Source organism: Arthrobacter sp. NicSoilB4 (genome assembly GCF_019977335.1).
In the GTDB taxonomy this organism is placed as follows: Bacteria; Actinomycetota; Actinomycetes; order Actinomycetales; family Micrococcaceae; genus Arthrobacter.
The window spans coordinates 3,200,955-3,221,334 of record NZ_AP024653.1 but is presented as its reverse complement, the minus strand read 5'-3'; the positions used below and the strand labels follow the sequence as shown (position 1 = coordinate 3,221,334).

Sequence of the window (20,380 nt, the reverse complement as noted above, 5' to 3'; positions counted from 1 at the left end):
CGAGTCGGGGCAGCTTGCCCGTGGACGGATGGGCCAACACGCTGCTGAGCCAGTGGCTGGGCGGGACTAATTCTGGCCCCCGGCGGGCCGGATGTAAACGGCCGTTCAGCGGCGGGGTGCCGGCCGCCGTCGTGCGGCGTGCCCGAACAGCCACACGCCGGTGACTGTGGCTAGGTATCCCGCGATCACGATCAGCGCGGTTCCCGCCCAGAAGTAGTGCGTGGTGCTGTTCTCCAGGCCGGTGCCGGCAGCGACACTCAGCAGGGAAAAGGCGGCAACAGCGGCGGCGGCGAGCCCCGCCAGGGCGGGAAGTGCAAGCCACAGGCGCGCCGAGGCCCAGTGGCGTCCGTAGCCGTCCCAGACGTTCCAGCGCGCTCCCTTGCGGATGATCAGCCAGCCCGCCGGGAGCATAAACACGGCCACCACCAGGAAGGCCGCGACGACGTCGGCGGGCCGGTGCCACTGGTTGATCAGCGTGGAGACTCCGGTGGCGACGGCGAAGCTGCCGCCCAGGAACCCGACAAGCGGCCGCCAGCGCGGCGACACCATCAGGAAGACCGCGGCGGCGGCCGACGCGGCCAGGGTGGTGTGCCCGGAGGGCAGCGAGTTCAGTTCAAGGGTTTCGATCCCGCGGTAGGGCCGGACGGGAACGATGTCCTTCAGGATCTGGGTGGCCACGTTGGCGCCCACGCAGGCCGCGACTGCGATCCCCGCCGCCGCCCAGCGCCGCCGCAGCACCGTCACGAAGAGGACCACCACTGCGGAGATCAGCAGGGACAGTGCGGGAAGCCAGTCGAGGAGTTCGTTCGCGGCCTTGCCGGCGGCGCCATGGATTTCAACCGCCTCCACGAGGGCGGACTCGTCGATGAACTGGCCCGTGGTGGTGCGGACAAAGAAGTAGTAGGTGGCGGCGAGGGCGGCAATGCTGCCGAGGGTGGCCAGCAGGAACAGGACCCCGGTTCCCCGTCCCGGCGTGCCGGCAGCGTAGCTCGGAGCACGCTGGGACACCGGCTGCGGGTGCTCCGAAGCCGGCTGCATGCTGGTGTGATCCTGCCGAAAACTCATCCGTATCAGGTTCCCACAGAACTCTGCGAACTTTCTGAAGGCGCCCGCGGCCGGGGCGCGGGTAGTGTTTGGCCATGGACACCGCGGCGCAGCATCCGGACCCGGCCTTTCCCCAGTTCCATCCAAGGCCCGCGCAGGGCTGGATCAACGATCCCAACGGACTGAGCCACGTGGACGGGCGGTTTCATGTGTTCTTCCAGTACAACCCTGAATCGGCGCGGCACCAGGGCATCTGCTGGGGGCACCTGAGTTCCCCGGACCTGGTCCACTGGGACGAGGAACCGGTGGCGCTCCGGCCCCAGCCCGGTGGACCGGACGCGCTCGGCTGCTGGTCGGGCGTCGTGACCGACGACGGCGGCATCCCCATGGCCGTCTATTCCGGCGTCGACGCCGTCGGCGGCCACTCGCGCGTTGTCCTTGCCCGGGGCGGCGAGGGCCTGCGCACCTGGACCCGAGAGGGGCACATCGCCGCGGACGTTCCCCCTGACCCGCAGGTCACCGCGGTCCGCGACCCCTTTCTCTTCAGTTTCCGGGGCCGCCGCTTCGCGCTCCAGGGCGCCGGCCTGGCCTCGGGCCATGCGGCCGTGCTGCTCTACAGCGTCGAGGACCTCCGGCAGTGGAGGTACGAGGGGATCTGGCTGAGCACCGAGGACCCGCTTGCTGCCAGGCATCTGCCCGCGGAGATCTGGGAGTGCCCGCAGCTGGTCCGCGTCCCGGATTCGTCGGGGGCGGAAACCTGGCTCCTGATGGCCTCGCTGTGGCTCGCGACGGACCACCACGACCACCCCAACGGCGTCGGCTACCTCCTGGGCACGCTGGCGGCGACCGCCGCCGGACTGCCGGTGTTCACCCCGGCGTCGGGCGGCAAGGCCGACCTGGGGAGGGAGTTCTACGCCCCGCAGATTCTCCCGCTGCCGGACCGGGCGCTGCTCTGGGGCTGGTCCGGTGAGGTGGAGGACCGTGCGGACCGGCCCGGGCGGAGCCAGGCGGAGACGGACGACGCCGGCTGGGCCGGGATCCTGACGTTCCCGCGCCAACTGTCCGTGCGCGGCGGGGTCCTCGCCGTCGACCCTGCCCCCGAACTCCGCGCCTACCGCGGCGCCCGCCTTCACCGCGGTGCCGCGGGCAGCATGACTCTGCCGCGCGGGGCAGAAGTCCGGGTGGTCGGGGGAGAGGGCGCCATCCGGCTGGTCCTTGCCGCGGAGGGGCAACGGCGGACCGTGTTCGCGGACACCGTGGCCGGCGGCGACGAGCTCCGGATCTTCGTTGATGCCTCGATCGTGGAGGTCTACCGGCACGGCGCGGTGCCCACCACCCTGCGCGCCTACCCCGGTCCCGGCGAGGAATGGCAGCTCGAACTGCCGCACGGCGCCGCGGCTGACGTCTGGGAGCTCCGGCACCCGGTTCGTCCATAGCGCCCCGGCGGCGGCCGGCCTGCCGCCGGTCCGGGGCCAGGCCGCCGGTACAGTGAAGCCATGCCCACCCACTCGGTTCCGCCGCCGCCGGACGTTCCGCGCGGCCACGCCCCGGCTCCGGCCTTGCAGTTCCCGGACTTTGAGGAACTGCTCGACGCTGCCCGGGTGGTGAGCCTGCCGATGCGTGTGAAGTTCCGGGGCATCACCCAGCGCGAAGCCCTGCTCCTCCCCGGGCCGCTGGGGTGGGGCGAGTTCTGCCCCTTCCCGGAGTACGGCGACGCCGAAGCCTCCCGCTGGCTCGCCGCCGCCGTCGAGGCCGGGTGGCAAGGCTTCCCGGCCCCGCTGCGGGGCAGCATCCCGGTCAACGCCACGATCCCCGCCGACGCCGCGGACCGGGTGCCGGAAATCCTGGCCCGCTTCGGCCGGGTGGACGCCGTCAAGGTCAAGGTCGCCGAGCCCGGGCAGACCCTCGAAGACGATGCCGCGCGGGTGGCCGCCGTCCGCGAAGCACTCCCCAACGCCGCGATCCGGGTCGACGCAAACGGCGGCTGGGACGTTCCGGCCGCCGTCGCGGCACTGACCCGTCTGGCCGACGTCGGGCTCGAATACGCCGAACAGCCGGTACCGGACATCGCCGGCCTCGCGGAGGTGCGCCGCCGCCTCCGGGCCGCCGGCGTCCCGGTGCTGATCGCCGCGGACGAGAGCGTGCGCAAGGAGGACGACCCGCTCAAGGTGGCCCGCGCCGGTGCCGCAGACCTGATCGTGGTGAAGGTGGCGCCGTTGGGGGGAGTGCGGCGCGCCCTCGACATCGTGGCGCAAGCCGGACTCCCCGCCGTCGTAAGCTCCGCGCTGGACACGTCCGTGGGGATCCGGGCCGGCCTGGCGCTCGCCGCCGCCCTGCCCGAGCTGCCCTATGCCTGCGGGCTGGGCACGGTGTCCCTGCTGGGCGCGGACGTGACCCGGGATTCCCTGGTGCCCGACGACGGTGCCATCCGCCTCCGCCACGTTGCCGTCGACCCCGGGCTGCTGTCCCGGTACGCCGCGGCCCCGGAGCGCCGGGACTGGTGGCTGGACCGTCTGCGCCGCGTCCACGCCGTGCTGGCCGCCGCGTCCCGCTGAACGGCCCCTGACTGGGTCGCTCCCGCATTTCTGGCGGGGAGTTCACCCGGACTTCACCCGGAAGACCCTTTCGCGTAGGCCGCGGCTGGAATGGTGGGGAGGCCCGCAACCACCCCGTGGAAGGTCTCTCCATGTCTGTCTCCTCCGGACGCAAATTTTCCCTGCTGCCCATGCTCGGCCACACCAAAGGCAAGCGCAGCCCCGTCACCTGTGCCCTCAAGTGCGACAACGCCTGCTCGGGCGAGGTCTGCAACACCAGCTCGAACAGCTACTTCCGCGACATCGCCTCGGCCACCATGTCCCGCCGCACGGCCCTGGGCTTCGGTGCCGCCGGCGCGCTCGCCATCGCATTCGGGGGGGCCCTGACCTCGCCCGAGACTGCCGTCGCCGACGGCGGTCCGGGCCTCTCCGCTGCGGCCAGGAACGGCTACGGCGCGTCGAAGCTCCGGTTCGACGCCATCGCCCCCGTGGACGCCGCCGTCGACGCCTTCACCGTCCCGGAGGGCTTCACCTGGCAGCCCGTGATCCGCTGGGGTGATCCGATCTTCAACGACGCCCCGGACTTCGACGTCGACAACCAGAGCGCGGCAGCCCAGGCCCGGCAGTTCGGCTACAACAACGACTACACGGACATCCTCGAACTCCCCGGCAGCAAGGGCCGCCGCGCGGTGCTGTTCGCCAACCACGAATACACCAACGAGACCATCATGTTCCCGGCCGCGCTGGCCGCCGCCGACGTCCGGGCGATCGGCGCAGCGGCCCACGGGCTCTCCGTCGTGGAGCTGGAGCGCGCGAACAAGAACAAGCCCTGGAGCTACGTCAAGGGCGCACAGCTCAACCGACGCTTCCTGAACACCACGGCGTACGAGCTCACCGGCCCCGTGGCGGGCTCGCCGCTGGTCCGCACGTCGGCGGATCCGACCGGCCGGACCATCCTCGGCACCCTCGGCAACTGCTCCGGCGGCACCACCCCCTGGGGCACCATCCTCTCCGGCGAGGAGAACTTCAACGGGTACTTCGTGGCCCCCGGCACGTCGGCCGAGGACAAGCGCTACGGGCTGACCAACAAGCCCACGGCTCGCCAGTGGGAACTCGACGACCCCCGCTTCGACACCCGCAAACCCGGCTGCGAAAACGAAGCCAACCGCTTCGGCTGGATTGTGGAAGTGGACCCCTTCGACCCGACGTCGACTCCGAAGAAGCACTCATCGCTGGGCCGCTTCAAGCACGAAGGCGCCAACGTGATCGTGGCCGAGTCCGGCCATGTGGTGGCGTACTCGGGCGACGACGAGCGCTTCGACTACCTGTACAAGTTCGTCTCGAAGGAGAAGTACCGCGAGGGCGACCGCAAGCACAACATGACCCTGCTCTCCGCCGGGGACCTCTACGTTGCCAGGTTCACGGGCAACTCCCCGGCTTCCGCGATCACTGGGACCGGCGCAGTACCGTCCGACGGCGGCTTCGACGGCACGGGCGAATGGCTGCCCCTCGTGGTCGGCGGAAAGTCCGCCATTGCCGGCATGTCCGTCGAGGAAGTGCTGGTGTACACACGCCTGGCCGCCGACAAGGCGGGCAAGGTGGATGCGCAGGGCAACAAGCTGGGCCCCACGAAGATGGACCGCTGCGAGGACGTCCAGCCCAGCCTGCACACCGGCAAGGTCTACGTCGCGTGCACCAACAACTCGGACCGCGGCAAGGCCGGCAAGGAAGGCGCCACCGAGGTCAACCCCCGGAACGAAAACCGCGACGGCCACATCGTGGAAATCACCGAGACCGGCGACCAGACCTCCACGACGTTCACCTGGAACCTGCTGATGGTCTGCGGCGATCCGGCGCAGGGTGACGTCACGTACTTCTCCGGCTTCCCGGCGGACAAGGTCTCACCGATTTCCTGCCCGGACAACCTTGCGTTCGACTCGGTCGGCAACCTCTGGATCTCCACCGACGGCGCCCCCTCCGGCATCGGCAAGGCCGACGGGCTGTTCAAGGTCACCCTCGACGGCGCCGAGCGGGGACGCGTCGAACAGTTCCTCGCCGTCCCGCGTGACGGCGAAACCTGCGGGCCCATCATCCACGACCAGGAACGCACGGTGTTCGTGTCCGTGCAGCACCCGGGCGAGGACGGCACGTTCGCCGCGCCGCTGTCCTATTTCCCGGACTACGTTCCGGCCGGGACGACGCCGGCGCGGGGCCAGGCGCGCGCGCCGCGCCCCTCGGTCGTCCAGGTCTTCCGCAAGGACGCCTAGCTTCCCGCCGTCGAAAAGCAACGCGGGGTCAGATCCGGCCCATGTCGGGGCCCTGGATGGGCCGAATCTGACCCCGCGTTGCTCCTGAGGGCGGGGGCGCGTCGGGGCGGGGCGGAACTGATAATTTGAACAGTGTGAATAATCCGGCCGAAATGGTTGTCCCCAGAGTCCAGGCAGCAATTGCCAGCGCGTTCGGCGAAGAGTACCGCGGGACGGATCCCGTGGTCCGGCCCTCGCAGTTCGCGGACATCCAGATCAACGCCGCCATGGCGCTGGCCAAGAAGGTCGGCATGCCGCCGCGGGACGCCGCCGCCCGGATCGTCGATGCCCTCGACCTCGACGGGATCTGCACCGCGGCCGAGATCTCCGGGCCCGGCTTCATCAACCTCACCTTCGACGGGACCTGGATCGAAGAGCTGCTCAACGCCGAGTCCCCCGGCGCCCCCGGCGTGCCGGCGGCGGAAGCCCAGCGCGTCGTCGTCGACTATTCCTCCCCGAACGTCGCGAAGGAAATGCACGTCGGCCACCTCCGTACCACCGTGGTGGGTGACAGCCTCGTGAAGGTTTTCGAGGCGCTGGGGGACACCGTCATCCGGCAGAACCACATCGGCGACTGGGGCACCCCGTTCGGCATGCTGATCGAGCACTGGCTGGAGATCGGCGAGGACTCCCCGGAAGCGGCACTGCTGGTCGATGACCCCAGTGCGTTCTACCAGGCGGCCCGTGCCAAGTTCGACGCCTCCGCCACCGATGAGGACGGGTTCGCCACGCGCGCGCGGCTCCGGGTCGTGGCGCTGCAGGGCGGCGACGCGGAAACCTTCGCCGTCTGGCAGCGGCTCGTGGCCCAGTCCAAACGCTACTTCAACGCCATCTACTCGATGCTGGGCATCAGCCTCACCGACGACCACATCGCCGGCGAAAGCTCCTACGACGCCCATCTGGCACAGCTGTGCCAGGAACTCGAAGACCGCGGCATCGCCCGGATCAGCGACGGCGCCCTGTGCACTTTTCCGGCCGGCTTCACAGGCCGCGACGGCCTGCCGATGCCGCTCATCATCCGCAAGTCCGACGGCGGCTACGGGTACGGAACCACGGACCTCGCCACCATCCGGTACCGGGTCCGGGAGCTCGAGGCCAACCGCGTCCTGTACGTCGTGGGCGCCCCGCAGAACATGCACCTGCGCATGGTCATGGCCACCGCCCGCGACGCCGGCTGGCTGCCGGACACCGTGGAGGCCGTGCATGTCCAGATCGGCAACGTGCTGGGCGAGGACGGGAAAATCCTGAAGTCCCGCTCCGGCGCCCCGGTCAAGCTCATGGCGCTGCTGGAGGAGGCCGTGGACCGCGCCCGCGCCGTCATCGACGCCAGCCGGCCCGAGCTCACCGAGTCCGAACGCGCCGTGACCGCCCGGCAGGTGGGCATCGGTGCGGTCAAATATGCTGACCTCTCAGTGGGGCACGACACCGAATACGTCTTTGACTTCGACCGGATGCTGGCGCTCAGCGGCAACACCGGACCCTACGTGCAGTACGCCGCCGCGAGGATCCGTTCGATCCTGCGCAAGGCCGGGGTGCTGGAGCAGCACGCCGCCGGAACCGACGCTGCCGGCAGCGACGGCGGCACGCCGGCGACGGTGATCGCCGTCGTCGAACCCGCCGAACGCGCCCTTGCCCTGCACCTTCTCGAATACGGCGCCACGCTGCACAAGGTCCGCGAGGTACTGGAGCCGCACCGGCTGTGCACCTACCTGTTCGAACTCGCCCAGCTCTTCACGTCCTTCTACGACCAGTGCCCCGTGCTGAAATCCGAGGACTCGGTGCGGGAGTCGCGGCTAGCCCTGTGCGCCCTGGTTTTGCGCCGGCTGTCCGAGGGCCTGGACCTGCTCGGCATCGAGACCCCGGAGAACATGTGAGCGCTGGGGAGCGGAAGGCGGAGGAGCTGAGCTCGCTTGATGCCGCGCGGATCGCCGTCGCGGCGCTGCTGCTCGAAGGGGTGCGCTACGTGGTGGTGGCGCCCGGCTCGCGGTCCGCTCCCATGGCCTACGCCCTGGCCGAGGCCGACGCGGCGGGGCGGGTTGAGCTGCTGGTGCGGATCGACGAGCGCGACGCCGGCTTCACGGCCCTGGGCCTGGCCCTGGCCACCGGCGCGCCCGCGGCGGTGCTCACCACGTCCGGGACCGCCGTCGGCAATCTGCTGCCGGCCGTAATGGAGGCCAACCACGCCGCTGTCCCGCTCGTGGTGATCTCGGCCGACCGTCCCGTGGAACTCCGCGGGACGGGCGCCAACCAGACCACCGTGCAGCTCGACCTCTTCGGTGAGCATGTCCGTTTCGCCGCGGATGTGCCCGCCGGCAGCGACCCACGGCGCGCGGTCGAGACCGCACTGAGCGCCGCCACCGGGGCGTTCGAGGACACCCCGCCCGGGCCGGTGCAGCTCAACCTGGCCTTCCGAGACCCGCTGGTTCCCGCGCCCGGCGACCGGCTGCCGCCCGAGTCCGGCCGCCGGGTATACCGCGCGCCCCGCGGTCCGCTGGCCCTCGATTTCCCACCCGCCGCGCCCGGCCTGCCGGAACGGCGCACCGTGGTCCTGGCAGGGCACGACGCCGGGCCGGTCGCCGAAGCCTTTGCCCGGGCCCACGGCCTGCCCCTGCTCGCGGAACCGTCCTCCAACGCGCGGTTCGGGCCGAACGCCGTGGGAGCGTACCGGATTCTGCTCGACTCCTTCGGCCCCGAATCCGCGCAGCCGATCGAGCGGGTAGTGCTCTTCGGCCGGCCCACGCTTTCCCGGCCCGTGAGCGCGCTGCTGGCCCGTGCCGACGTCCCCTCCGCCCTGTACCAGCCGGTGCCCGTGGCCTGGTATGAGCCCGGCCGCCGCACCGAACTCCCGCTCGACAACCTGGCGGACCTGGCCGACTTCGCCGGACGCGGCTCCGCGGCGTGGCTGGACGCCTGGCTCCTGGCGGGCGCCGCCGGGCAGCACGCCGTCGACCTGGCCCTCGCCGGATCCGCGGCGGCCACCGGGCCCGCCGTCGGCGCCCTGGTCTGGGAACACACGCGCGGACAGCTCGTACTCGGCTCCTCCAACGGCATCCGCGACGTTGACCTCGCCGGCGCGCCTGCCCCTGAACCGGGCGCCGTCGTCTTCGCCAACCGGGGCCTCTCCGGCATCGACGGGACGCTGGCCACGGCCACCGGCATTGCCCTCGGCGGCCGGCAGGAAACCACCGTGCTGCTGGGCGACGTCACCTTCCTGCACGACGCCGGCGGGCTGCTGCTCGGCGCCGGGGAGGAGGAACCCAACCTGCGGATCGTGGTCCTTAACGACGCCGGCGGGGCCATCTTCGGGCTGCTGGAACACGGCGCCGTCGAAGCAGCGGGCCGCTACGGAACCGCCGTCGAACGCCTCTTCGGCACCCCGCACAGCGTGAACCTCGCGGCACTGGCGGCCGCGTACGGCGTCGCGCACCGCTCGGTCAGCACGACGGCGGAGCTCGCCGCGGCGCTGGCGGAGCCGTGGGAGGGCCGCAGCATTATCGAAGTGCGGACGGAGCGGCGCGGGCTGCGGGAGCTGCACACCCGCATCAGGGCCGCCGTGGGCGCCGCAGTGGCCGGAGTCCTCGCCGCGGAGTAGGTGAGCGGAAATCGCTACAGAAACGGACAGCCGCTACGTGGATCCACGTAGCGGCTGTCCGAAATCGGCGCGGAACCCGAAAGGTCTACTCCGCGATGTCGATATGTGTCGGGTCGAGGACGCGCCGGAGGAATTCCTTGGTGCGGGCATGGGCGGGGGCACTGATGACCCGCTCGGCCACGCCTTCCTCCACCACAACGCCGCCGTCCATAAACACCACACGGTCGGCCACTTCGCGGGCGAAGCCCATCTCGTGGGTCACCACCAGCATTGTCATGCCTTCCTTGGCCAGGGTGCGCATGACGGACAGGACGTCACCCACGGTCTCGGGGTCCAGGGCCGAGGTGGGCTCATCGAACAGCATCAGCTCGGGGTCCATGCTCAGCGCGCGGGCAATGGCAACACGCTGCTGCTGGCCGCCCGAAAGCTGGTCAGGGAAGCGGTCGGAGAGGTGTCCGAGACCCACACGCTCCAGGTTCTTCATGGCCACGGCCGAGGCGTCAGCCTGGCTGCGCTTGAGCACCTTGGTCTGGGCGATGGTGCAGTTCTGCAGCGCGCTCAGGTGCGGGAAGAGGTTGAACTGCTGGAAGACCATGCCCACCTTGCGGCGCATCTTGTCGATGTCCACATCCGGGTCGGTCGCCTCGAAGCCGCCGACGTGGATGCTGCCCTCGTTCGGCTGTTCCAGCAGGTTGACGCAGCGGAGCAGGGTGGACTTGCCCGAACCGGACGGCCCGATCAGGCAGACAACCTCTCCGGGGGCGACATTGAGGCTGATGCCCTTGAGTACTTCGTTGGATCCATAGGATTTGCGGAGGTCCGTGATGGACACGCCGGCGGCCTTGACTGTCCGGTTGCGGTCATCCGCGTTGTGTACGACGTCGTTCATGACTGTCCTGCCTATCGCTTCGTCCGCGCGGAGCGGCTTTCGAACTTCCGGGCCAAGAGGCTCAGCGGGATGGTGATCACCAGGTAGAAGGCACCGGCGACCAGGAGCGGGGTCAGGCCCGCGCCGAGGCTGGAGATGCCGTCGCGGCCGAACTTCGTCAACTCGTACTGCGAAGCGGTGAGGCCCAGCACGTAGATGAGCGAGGAGTCCTTGGTCAGCAGGATGACCTCGTTGGTCAGAGGCGGCAGGACGATCCGGAACGCCTGCGGGATGACGATGGAGATCATCGACCGCCACTGCGGCATGCCAAGCGACCGGGCCGCTTCCATCTGGCCCTTCGGGACGGCCTGCAGGCCGGCCCGCAGGGTTTCGGCGATGTAGGCCGCGGCCACCATGCCGAGCGAGACCATGGCCACCACGGTGACGTTCCAGGAGACGCCGAAGGCCAGCGGCACGCCGTAGCCGAACGCGATGAAGACCAGCAGTGCCGGGATGCCGCGGAAGAACTCGATGTAGCCCGTGGCCATCCAGCGGTACAGCGGGAAGGACGAGAGCTTCATGAGGGCCAGCAGCAGGCCGCCGGACAGGCCGACGATGAAGCCGAGGGCTGTGTAGATCAGGGTGTTCTTAAGGCCCACCAGGATGATGTCCGGGAACATCGGGCCAATCTTGGCGAAATTGAAGACACTGTTGCTGATGGTCTTCCAGTCAGTGGCCAGGATCAGGGCGATCACAGCCACCACAAAGATCCCCGCCTGGACGTACAGGCTGACTCTGGCTCGTTGACGTGCGGTCATTGCCATGGTGTTCTCACATTCGTTTCGCGCAGTTGAGGCCCCGTACGGACTGTTGTACAGCGGTACGGGGCCTCAACTGCGTAGGTCTCAGGCCGGGTGCTGGCTACTTGGAAGCTTCGCCGAACCAGGTGGTCTTGAACTTCGCCAAGGTGCCGTCGTCGGTCAGGCGCTTGAGGGTGCCGTTGACCTGGGTGGCCATTGCGGTGTTGCCCTTCTTGATGGCGATGCCCAGCTTTTCACCGGTGGCGTAGTTTTCCACGCGCTTGAAGTTGGAGTCATCCTTGATCGCGTAACCGAGGACGGACTGGTTGCCGAGGGCGGCGTCAATGGTGCCGGCCTTGAGTGCCTGTACCAGGAGCCCCGTGTCCTCAAACTGCTGCGCGTCGAGGCCCTTATCCTTCGCGTACTGCGCGCCGGTGGTGGCCTGCTGGACGCCCACCTTCTTGCCCTTGGCGCCGTCGAGGTTGGTGATGCCTGAGGCATCAGATGCCACGAGGGTCAGGTCGTCGTCGAGGTACGGGTCGGAGAAGTCCATAACGGACTTGCGGGTGTCCGTGATGGAGACGGAGGAGATGGAGACGTCGCACTGGGTCAGCGCGGTGCCGGTCTCGATGGCCTCGAAGGAGCTGTCAACAACGCTGAGTTCGGCCTTCAGGTCCTTGGCGACCTCAGCCGCGATGTCCATGTCGAAGCCGACGATCTTGCCGTCCTTCTGGAATTCGAACGGCTCGTAAGGCACGTCCGAGCAGACGGTCAGCTTGCCGGCGTTGATGAGCTGCACGCCGCCCTCGGACGTGGCTGCGGGCGTGGAGGTGCCGCCGCAGGCCGTGAGAGTGAGAGCGCCAACGGCGAGGATTGCGGCTGCCTTGGCGGACAACTTTGCCGCGGCGAGGGACTTGAGCTGCATGGTTTCTTCCCTTTTTGTTGCAGGTTATTGCAGGAGCAGGCGTGACTTAATCGGCTTATAGTGTATCGCCGAAATAGAGATGTGCATCACAGGAAACTTTGTTTCACCATTGGATAACTATTGTCGAGACTAGCGCAAGGCCCGCCGGGCCCGCAGTGTCTCTTATCCCGGACTCTAGCTGTTGATGCCGAGGGACTCCAGCATCGGCCGGAACTTCGCCCAGGTCTCGGCGAGCTCGGCTTCCGGCACGGACCCCTCGACGACGCCGCAGCCTGCGTACAGCCGGACCGTCTTGGGCGTCTCGATGACGGCGCCGCGCAGGGCGATGCCCCATTCCCCGTTGCCCGCCGCATCCAGCCAGCCGACCGGCCCGGCGTAAGGTCCGCGGTCCAGGTGCTCCAGCTTGCGGATCAGGGCGCCCGCCACGGTGGTCGGTGTGCCGCAGACCGCCGCCGTGGGATGCAGGGCGTTGATCAGGGCGAGGCAGGTAGGCACGTGGCCCTCGACCTCGGTCAGCTCGGCCTTCACGTCCGAGGCGAGGTGCCAGACGTTCGGGAGCTCCAGGATGAAGGGCTCGCTGTGCGCGTTCATCGCTTCCGAGAACGGCGCCAGCTGGGTGGTCAGCGACTGGATCGCGATGTCGTGCTCGTGCCGCTGCTTTTCGGACCCCGCCAGCACCCGCTCGGCGAACTCCAGCGGAGAGCCAGCCATGCCGTCGGCGTCGCGGCGGTCCAGCGTGCCGGCCAGGACGCGGGCCTGCGCAGTGCGCCCCTCCACCTGGATCAGCATCTCCGGAGTGGCGCCCACCAGCCCGTCAACGCCGTAGGTCCAGCATTCGCGGTACCGGGCGGACAGTTCGCGCAGCACCTGGGCGGCATTGACGCCGGTGGGCAGGGTGGCCACGACGTCCCGCGCCAGCACCAGTTTCTCCAGGGCGCCGGCCCGGATCTCCTCGACGCCGGCGGCGACGGCGGCCATCCAGTCTTCCTCGGTCAGCGAGCCGGTGTGCAGCGTTGCCCCTGCAGCCAGGGGGAGGGGCCGGACGACGGCGCGGCCCGCCTGCGACGGGTCGGCACCAGGGCCAGCACCAGAGCCGGTTTCCGGCGTCGTGCCGTCCGCAGCGGTGCCGCCCGGGCCTGCGGCAGCACTGGCAAGCCAGCGGTCCAGTGCGGCGCGCGCGCCCGCTTCGGTGAGTTCGACGTCGTCGAACGTCAATTGGGTGAGCCAGGCCCGGCCGCCACGCAGCCCCACGACGATTTCGGGGACGATCAGCCGCGACTCGTGCGCGGAAGCTTTGGAGAAGGCGAAGGAGCCGAAGGCGACCGGGCCGGTGCCGGGCCATTCCACGGCATCCTCGATCTCGGCCTCAAGGACCAGGTGCCGCCACCAGATGTCCGCCTCGAGGAAGCGTTCGGGTCCTGTGGCGGTGAACCGGGCCACCTCGCCGAAGCCGACGAGACCTGCTTCGCGGCGGGTCCAGCAGAGAAGGTCGTCGCGGACGAGAAACGACGGCAGCCCCCCGGGGAATGAATCGGCATCGAGGGGGACTGTCAGTGTTTTCAGTGTTTTCAGTGGTTTGACAATTCTGGTACGGAACGCGCTCGTCATAGTGAGACAACCCTACTCCCGACGCGCATGAGGCCCTGTTCAGGGCGTGGTTAGGGCGTGTGCTGATCATTTGAGACAATGTCAGGGTGAACCGAGCATCCTTGGATAAGCGTCCGGACGAAGTAGCCACGATGTTTGACGACGTCGCCCCCAAATACGACGTCGTCAACGATGTCCTGTCGATGGGGCAGACGCGGCGTTGGCGCAAGGTTGTGGTCGAAGCCATGGATGTGAAGGCCGGCCAGCGGGTGCTCGATCTCGCCGCCGGCACGGGCACGTCCAGCGAACCGTATGCCGACGCCGGCATCGACGTGATCGCCTGCGACTTCTCGCTCGGCATGCTCAAGGTCGGCAAGCGCCGCCGCCCCGACATCGATTTCATCGCCGGTGACGCCACCCGCCTGCCGTTCGCGGACAACACGTTCGATGCCAGCACCATTTCCTTTGGCCTGCGCAACGTCAACGAGCCGAAGAGGGCCCTCGCCGAGATGCTGCGGGTCACCAAGCCTGGCGGCAAGCTGGTCATCGCCGAGTTCTCCCAGCCCGTGGTGCCGCTGTGGCGCACCATGTACACCGAATACCTCATGCGGGCGCTGCCGGCGATCGCCGTCAAGGTCTCCTCCAACCCGGATGCCTACGTCTACCTCGCCGAGTCCATCCGCGCCTGGCCGGACCAGGACCACCTGGCGGCCTGGCTGCAGGAAGCCGGCTGGGACGACGTCACCTACCGCAACCTCAGCGGCGGCATCGTCGCCGTGCACCGCGCCGTCAAGCCCGGAGCTGAGTCCGGCCCCGCCGCGGGCGCCGCGGCCCTGGCCGCCCACACCGGACCGGTGGCGAAGCTGCGCCGCAACACCCGGCCCGGGCGTTAGTTCGTCGCTGCCGTGAAAGTACTGATCGTCGGAGCCGGTCCGGCCGGATCCACTGCCGCCTACTACCTGGCCCAGGCAGGCATCGACGTCACCGTGCTGGAAAAGACCAGCTTTCCCCGTGAAAAGGTCTGCGGCGACGGCCTCACCCCCCGAGCCGTCCGAGAGATCCAGAAACTCGGCCTGCCGCACGCCGAAGCCGACGGCTGGCGGCGCAACAAAGGCCTGCGCTTGCTGGCCGGCGGCCGGAGCATCGAACTTCCCTGGCCCGAGGTCTCCGACTTTCCGCAGTACGGGCTGATCCGGACCCGCCTGGGCTTCGACGAGGAACTGGCCGTGCACGCCCGGTCCGCGGGCGCCGTCGTGCTGGAACGCCACAGCGTCACCGAGGCGCTGCGCTCCGACGACGGCCGCGTCACCGGGGTCCGCGCCGCGCTGCTGGACGAATCCGGGCGCAAGACGGGGGAGACCCGCGACTTTCCCGCCGACGTCGTCCTCGCCGCGGACGGCAACTCGACCCGCACCGCCGTCTCGCTCGGCATCCGGAAGCGCGACGACCGCCCGCTCGGCGTCGCCGTCCGCACCTACTTCACGAGTCCGCGGCACGACGACGACTGGATGGAAGGCTGGCTGGAGCTTCCCGGCCGCGACGGCAAGCTGCTGCCCGGCTACGGCTGGGTCTTCGGCGTCGGCGACGGCACCTCCAACGTGGGCCTCGGCATCCTGAACTCCTCCAAGGAATTCGGCAAGCTGGATTACAAGCAGGTCCTGCGCGAGTGGACCGCCGGCATGCCCGCGGACTGGGGCTTCACCCCGGAGAACCAGGTCGGCGAGATCCGCGGCGCCGCGCTGCCCATGGGCTTCAACCGCACGCCGCACTATTCGCCGGGCCTGCTGCTGCTCGGCGACGCCGGCGGCATGGTCTCCCCGTTCAACGGCGAGGGCATCTCCTACGCCATGGAGTCGGCCCGTTTCGCGGCCGAGTTCATCATTGACGCCGCGTCCCGTTCCGCCTCCGTTTCCGGGTCTCTGTCGGCGTCCCGCGAGTGGGGCGTTTCCGACGCCGATGCCCGGCTAGCGGGGTACGCGGACTACGTGCGGGACCAGTGGGGTTCGCACTTCACCCTGGGCCGCGCCTTCGCCGCCCTGATCGGCAAGCCGGCCGTGATGAAACTGGCACTCCGGACGGGCATGCCCATTCCCGTGCTCATGCGGTTTGTGGTGCGGTTGCTGGCCAACCTGACCGATCCGGCGGCCAAGGGCTTCGAGGACCGCGTCATCCGGGTCCTGGAATCGCTGGTCCCGGCGACTTCCAACCAGGGCCCGTCCGGTACGCCCGGCACTTCGCACTCCAGCGCCAACTCCGCGGATTCCGCGACAAAAGTTAGGGTTAACCCGTGACCAACTCTGCAGACCAAAGCTGGACGCACGCCGGACACGGCCTGCCGAGCTCCGAGCCCGACCTCAACACCACCGCCATCGCCACCGGATTGCAACTGCCTGCCGGCTTTGCCGCAATCGCGGGGGACCCCGAGCTGGGGCCTGCCATCACCACGAACCTGGCCCGTGTGGAGAAAAAGCTCCGCGAAGCCATTGCCAACTCGGATCCGCTGGCTGACGCGACGTCGCGCCACCTCGTGGAGGCCGGCGGCAAGCGCATCCGTCCTCTCCTGACCCTGCTCTGCGCCCACCTGGGCGACGCCTCGCTGCCCGCCGTGGTGCAGGCCGCCGTCGTCGTCGAACTGACGCACCTGGCGACGCTGTATCACGACGACGTGATGGACTCCGCGCCGTTCCGCCGCGGCGCGCCCACGGCGCATGAGGTGTGGGGGAACTCCGTCGCGGTCCTGACCGGCGACCTGATTTTTGCCCGGGCTTCCATCCTGGTTTCCGAGCTCGGCTCCCGTGCCCTCGGCATCCAGGCACGCACCTTCGAGCGGCTGTGCCTGGGCCAGCTGCACGAAACCGTGGGTCCGCGCCCGGACGAGGATCCGGTGGAGCACTACCTGTCCGTCATCGCCGACAAGACCGGCTCGCTGGTGGCGGCCTCCGGGCAGCTCGGCGCGATCTTCTCCGGCGCCGATGAAGCCTACGAGCCGATGCTGGTGGAGTACGGGGAAAAGGTGGGTGTCGCCTTCCAGCTCGCCGACGACGTCATCGACGTCACCGGTGTCAAGGTCAAGTCCGGCAAGTCCCCGGGCACCGACCTGCGTGAAGGCGTGCCGACGCTGCCCGTGCTGCTGCTACGCAAGAGGGCCGAGGCCGGTGACCAGTCCGCCGTCGAACTCCTGAAGCTTATTGACGGTGACCTCAGCTCCGATGAGGCACTCTCGGCTGCCGTCGCCGGCCTGCGGGAGCACCCCGTCACGGCGGAATCCTGGGTGGTGGCCCGTGCCTGGGCCGATGAGGCGATTGCCGCCCTCGCGCCGCTGCCCGAGGGAGTGGTGAAGGACTCACTGACCAACTTCGCGCTGGCCGTGGTGGACCGCGCCAGCTGATATTTGCCTTCGGCCGTTCACCTTCGGCGGGCTGCCAGTCTTGAACCGGAATGGCCCCGGTTCCTCACAACGTTTCGAGTCGTCCGTTGTGCGGAACCGGGGCCATTTCTCCGTTCGCATCAGGATCACCGGAGGCATTTAGTGAACCCACGAATGAGCTTATGACAGAAATGTCATGCTGTCTAGGCGGTCTGTAAATTCGTTGTCACAGGTTTTGCATGGGTGGGTTGGGGCGGAGTCTCCCCACGTTTGGGCTGATGCAAGCCGGAAACCTGGGCGGCGCGCCCTACCGCTGCCCCAAAAGGCCCCGGAATGTTCCACATAGGCGACACGGCGCCTGTCGTTCCGTCGAGTACCGGACTGTGCTGGGTGCATGGACCTCGCAAGTTACCTGAAATACGCCGGTTCCGTGGCCCGGACGGGGACGCTGTTGCAGGCAGGCTTCTCTGACCGGACTATCCGTTATGCCGTCTCAGCCGGGGAAATCGTGCGGCTGCGCCATGGAATCGTGGCACTGGCGGGCGCAGCTCCAGATCTGGTTGCGGCGGTATTGGCCAATGGACTGCTGTGTTGCGCGTCGGCGGCGCCGCACCAGGGGCTGTGGCGGCTCCACGCACCCGAGCGGCTGCATCTCCTTTGCCGGCACGGTGCCGCGGCCGGCGTCGTAATCCACCGCGGCAGCTTGGTGCCGCCGGAGTTTCCTCGTCCCGTTGCCGGGCTGACTGACACCTTGCTCCATGCTCTGCGGTGCCTGCCCCCGTTGGATGCCGCGGTGATGGTGGAAAGCGCCCTGCTGCAGGGCCTACGACGCTGGACTACCTGGGCCAGCGGCTGCCGGGAAACCGGAACGGTGCCGCCCGCGCGGTTCTTGAGCTGGTCGATGGCTCGGCGGACTCGGCCATTGAAGTCGTTGCCAGGCTGTTGTTCAGGGACCAGGGCATCTACACGCAGACGCAAGTGGAGCTGCCGGGGATTGGCCGTGTGGACTTCCTGCTTGAGGGGTTCCTGATCGTGGAGATCGACGGAAGCACACATCTGGAACCCGCGCAGGTGAAGAAGGACCGGCGGCGGAACAACGCCAGCACCCTTACGGGCTATGTAGTACTCCGGTACGGGTACCAGGACGTGGTCCACAACCCGCAGAAAGTCATCGATGAGGTGTGGCAGGTACTGCGCGGCCGAGTCATCCGCTAAATTTCCCCAGGTACGAACTTCCGACGCCGCAGATTTCTGGCGGTTCGCCCCGACACGCCGGTGAAGGCTCCCAAACATGGGGAGAATCCGGCGGCCGGGACAGAACCGCTTAGTCCTCGTCCTCGTCGTTGAACGCCCACTCGAACATGTCGAAGACGAACTCGGAGAACGTCCCCTCTTCGCTCTTCCACTGGCCGCGGGCGTTGTTGCGGCGGTACACGATCGGGTCCGGAACGCTGAGGTCGCCGACCCGGAAACCCCACGTGAACTGTTCTTCCTCGTCCTCGAGGAACATCAGGAAGCCTTCGTCATCAACTTCGAGCTCTTCGGGGTCCCAGAAGTAGTGGTACGCCTCCATGATGTCCTCGCAGCCGCCAACCGCGAGGTAGAACTCCCGCAGGGCCAGCGGCACCTGGAACTGGTGCTCGGCGAGGGCCGCATCCAACTCGTCGGCCGGGAGGCCATCCTCTTCCTGCCATTCGTCTTCGAGATACTTCGGAACAAGCGCGCGGAACTTCTCGAGGAACATGTCAGTCATGGTTCTTATCCTAGCTAATCCTTGGTGCCGCCATCCCCAGTGGCCAGGCCCAGCCGGTGCCAGCCGCGGACCGCCAGCGGAACGTACCACTTGCGCCGCCAGGCTGTGACCCGGAAGGCGAAAACGACGGCGGCCACGGCGCCCGCGGTGACGGCATTGAAGGTGCCGGTGACGGACAGCACCACGGTCAGGAATGCCCCCGCAAACGCCGGCAGCGCGTAGAGATCCTTGGGGTCGAACAGCTGCGGCACCTCATTGGCGGTGATGTCCCGGAGCAGGCCGCCGCCCACCGCCGTCGTGACCCCCAGGAGTACGGCCGCAATCGGATTCATCCCGGCCTCCAGTGCCTTGAGGGAACCGGTGATGCAGAACAGGGCCAGCCCGCCGGCGTCGAACAGCACCAGCAGGGAGGTGTAACGCTGGACGCTGGAGAACAGGAAATACACCAGGACCGCCGCGAGCAGCGGCGGAGCCAGATAGGCCGGGTTGGTGAAGGCCGTGGGCGGGCCCGCGTTGATGATGATGTCGCGGATGACGCCGCCGCCCAGGCTGACCACCGAGGCCAGCAGCAGGGAGCCGATGATGTCGAACTGCTTTCGGGCCGCGAGCAGGGACCCGGACACCGCGAAGAAGAAGACGCCGGCCAGGTCCAGCCAGATCAGGACAGCGCTAAAGGAAAAAGTCATGGAGCGTCCCGGTCGTGTCTCTTGAGGGGCGGATGGGGCGGCTCCAAGGTTACGCTAACGGCTATGAATAGCCCCATCCTGATCGCCTGCGCCCACGGCACGTCCAGCACCGAGGGCGCGGCCGAAGTCAACGCCCTCCGCGCGGGGATCGCGGCGCTGCGGCCGGGCCTCGACGTCCGCGAGGCCTACGTTGACGTCCAGGAACCCGAGCTCCCGGCCGTGGTGGCGGGCCTCCCTGCGGGGGAGACCGCCGTCGTCGTCCCCTTGCTGCTCAGCGTCGGGTACCACGTGAAAGTGGACATCGCGCGGGCCGTCAAGAGCCGGCCGGACACCCGGGCCGCGGCGCCGCTGGGGCCCGATCCGCGGCTCGCGGCGCTCCTGGACCAGCGGCTGCGGGAGGCCGGCGTGACCGACAACGACGCCGTCATCCTCGCCGCTGCCGGTTCCTCCGACCCCACCGCCGCGCAGAACGTCGAGGAACTTACAGGCCAGCTCCGCGCCCTGCGCTCCAACCGGATCGTGGCAGCGTACGGCGCGTCCGCGAAGCCGTCAGTTCCCGAAGCCGTCGCCATGCTCCGCGAGGAAGCCGCCGGGGGCGCCGGGGCGGGGGAGTCCGCCGGTGCTGTCGATCTGGGCGGCCGCGTGGTTATCGCTGCCTACCTCCTGGCCCCCGGCTTCTTCCACGACCAGCTCGCCAAGGCCGGCGCGGACCTCGTCACGGCGCCGCTGCTGCCGTCCCCGGTGCTCGCCGAAATCGCGCTGGAACGCTACGACGCCGCCCTTGCAGCGGGCGGATGAACGCCCCCGCACCATGCACACGAGCCCCCGCCACTTCAAGGCTCGCCGACGCCTTGTGACGATTTATTGCCCTAGGTGACCTCGCGTTTCCGACCCTTTGTGACGGCATCACGGCCACCC

18 protein-coding genes are annotated in these 20,380 nt (G+C 68.8%); 10 read left to right on the top strand and 8 right to left on the bottom strand.

Annotation, left to right across the window (positions count from 1 at the left end; genetic code table 11):
* Positions 1 to 105: 105 nt before the first annotated feature.
* On the bottom strand, positions 106 to 1,038 hold the full coding sequence (locus LDO13_RS14680; RefSeq protein ID WP_224047423.1) for a phosphatase PAP2 family protein: 933 nt from the start codon (positions 1,036 to 1,038) through the stop codon (positions 106 to 108).
* A gap of 101 nt (positions 1,039 to 1,139) precedes the next feature.
* Between LDO13_RS14680 and LDO13_RS14675 the strand changes: the two genes are divergently transcribed.
* From LDO13_RS14675 to menD, 5 genes are all read left to right on the top strand, one after another.
* On the top strand, positions 1,140 to 2,480 hold the full coding sequence (locus LDO13_RS14675; protein ID WP_224047422.1) for a glycoside hydrolase family 32 protein: 1,341 nt from the start codon (positions 1,140 to 1,142) through the stop codon (positions 2,478 to 2,480).
* 180 nt (positions 2,481 to 2,660) lie between these two features.
* Entirely contained in the window at positions 2,661 to 3,599 is a 939-nt protein-coding gene (locus LDO13_RS14670; RefSeq protein ID WP_263422174.1) for an o-succinylbenzoate synthase, read from the top strand.
* A 131-nt stretch (positions 3,600 to 3,730) separates the two neighbouring features.
* On the top strand, positions 3,731 to 5,845 hold the full coding sequence (locus LDO13_RS14665) for a PhoX family phosphatase (protein ID WP_224047420.1): 2,115 nt from the start codon (positions 3,731 to 3,733) through the stop codon (positions 5,843 to 5,845).
* Between the two features lie 152 nt (positions 5,846 to 5,997).
* Entirely contained in the window at positions 5,998 to 7,758 is a 1,761-nt protein-coding gene (argS, locus tag LDO13_RS14660) for an arginine--tRNA ligase (protein WP_224047419.1), read from the top strand.
* Entirely contained in the window at positions 7,755 to 9,476 is a 1,722-nt protein-coding gene (menD, locus tag LDO13_RS14655) for a 2-succinyl-5-enolpyruvyl-6-hydroxy-3-cyclohexene-1-carboxylic-acid synthase (protein ID WP_224047418.1), read from the top strand. The genes argS and menD overlap by 4 nt, the downstream gene beginning before the upstream one ends.
* An 85-nt stretch (positions 9,477 to 9,561) precedes the next feature.
* Here the strand turns inward: menD and LDO13_RS14650 are convergent, their stop codons facing one another.
* The 4 genes from LDO13_RS14650 to LDO13_RS14635 form a co-directional block, all read right to left on the bottom strand.
* The gene (locus LDO13_RS14650) at positions 9,562 to 10,365 is read right to left on the bottom strand and encodes an amino acid ABC transporter ATP-binding protein (protein WP_224047417.1); all 804 of its coding nucleotides are present in this window, start codon (positions 10,363 to 10,365) and stop codon (positions 9,562 to 9,564) included.
* Between the two features lie 11 nt (positions 10,366 to 10,376).
* Positions 10,377 to 11,168 carry an amino acid ABC transporter permease gene (locus tag LDO13_RS14645; RefSeq protein ID WP_224047416.1) on the bottom strand — a complete coding sequence of 264 codons (792 nt, stop codon included), beginning with the start codon at positions 11,166 to 11,168 and terminating at the stop codon, positions 10,377 to 10,379.
* 97 nt (positions 11,169 to 11,265) lie between these two features.
* Entirely contained in the window at positions 11,266 to 12,069 is an 804-nt protein-coding gene (locus LDO13_RS14640; RefSeq protein ID WP_224047415.1) for an ABC transporter substrate-binding protein, read from the bottom strand.
* Positions 12,070 to 12,243: 174 nt separating this feature from the next.
* The gene (locus LDO13_RS14635) at positions 12,244 to 13,677 is read right to left on the bottom strand and encodes an isochorismate synthase (protein ID WP_224047414.1); all 1,434 of its coding nucleotides are present in this window, start codon (positions 13,675 to 13,677) and stop codon (positions 12,244 to 12,246) included.
* A gap of 86 nt (positions 13,678 to 13,763) precedes the next feature.
* On the opposite strand from LDO13_RS14635, the gene LDO13_RS14630 reads away from it, so the two are divergent.
* The 3 genes from LDO13_RS14630 to LDO13_RS14620 are packed head-to-tail and all read left to right on the top strand — an operon-like array spanning position 13,764 to position 17,044.
* On the top strand, positions 13,764 to 14,549 hold the full coding sequence (locus tag LDO13_RS14630; protein ID WP_224047413.1) for a demethylmenaquinone methyltransferase: 786 nt from the start codon (positions 13,764 to 13,766) through the stop codon (positions 14,547 to 14,549).
* Positions 14,550 to 14,561: 12 nt separating this feature from the next.
* Positions 14,562 to 15,947 (top strand): geranylgeranyl reductase family protein, encoded by a 1,386-nt coding sequence (locus LDO13_RS14625; RefSeq protein WP_224047412.1) that lies wholly within the window; start codon positions 14,562 to 14,564, stop codon positions 15,945 to 15,947.
* The gene (locus LDO13_RS14620) at positions 15,944 to 17,044 is read left to right on the top strand and encodes a polyprenyl synthetase family protein (protein WP_224047411.1); all 1,101 of its coding nucleotides are present in this window, start codon (positions 15,944 to 15,946) and stop codon (positions 17,042 to 17,044) included. The genes LDO13_RS14625 and LDO13_RS14620 overlap by 4 nt, the downstream gene beginning before the upstream one ends.
* Before the next feature lie 472 nt (positions 17,045 to 17,516).
* On the opposite strand, the gene LDO13_RS14610 is transcribed toward LDO13_RS14620, so the two are convergent.
* On the bottom strand, positions 17,517 to 17,717 hold the full coding sequence (locus LDO13_RS14610) for a hypothetical protein (RefSeq protein WP_224047410.1): 201 nt from the start codon (positions 17,715 to 17,717) through the stop codon (positions 17,517 to 17,519).
* Between the two features lie 74 nt (positions 17,718 to 17,791).
* On the opposite strand from LDO13_RS14610, the gene LDO13_RS14605 reads away from it, so the two are divergent.
* Positions 17,792 to 18,238 carry a DUF559 domain-containing protein gene (locus LDO13_RS14605; protein WP_224047409.1) on the top strand — a complete coding sequence of 149 codons (447 nt, stop codon included), beginning with the start codon at positions 17,792 to 17,794 and terminating at the stop codon, positions 18,236 to 18,238.
* 109 nt (positions 18,239 to 18,347) lie between these two features.
* On the opposite strand, the gene LDO13_RS14600 is transcribed toward LDO13_RS14605, so the two are convergent.
* Positions 18,348 to 18,776, bottom strand: a complete 429-nt coding sequence (locus LDO13_RS14600; protein WP_224047408.1) for a hypothetical protein — start codon at positions 18,774 to 18,776, stop codon at positions 18,348 to 18,350.
* Between the two features lie 14 nt (positions 18,777 to 18,790).
* A complete protein-coding gene (locus LDO13_RS14595) occupies positions 18,791 to 19,462 on the bottom strand; it encodes a trimeric intracellular cation channel family protein (protein ID WP_224047407.1) in 672 nt (223 codons plus the stop codon).
* Positions 19,463 to 19,525: 63 nt separating this feature from the next.
* Between LDO13_RS14595 and LDO13_RS14590 the strand changes: the two genes are divergently transcribed.
* Positions 19,526 to 20,260, top strand: a complete 735-nt coding sequence (locus tag LDO13_RS14590; RefSeq protein WP_224047406.1) for a CbiX/SirB N-terminal domain-containing protein — start codon at positions 19,526 to 19,528, stop codon at positions 20,258 to 20,260.
* Positions 20,261 to 20,380: the final 120 nt, after the last annotated feature.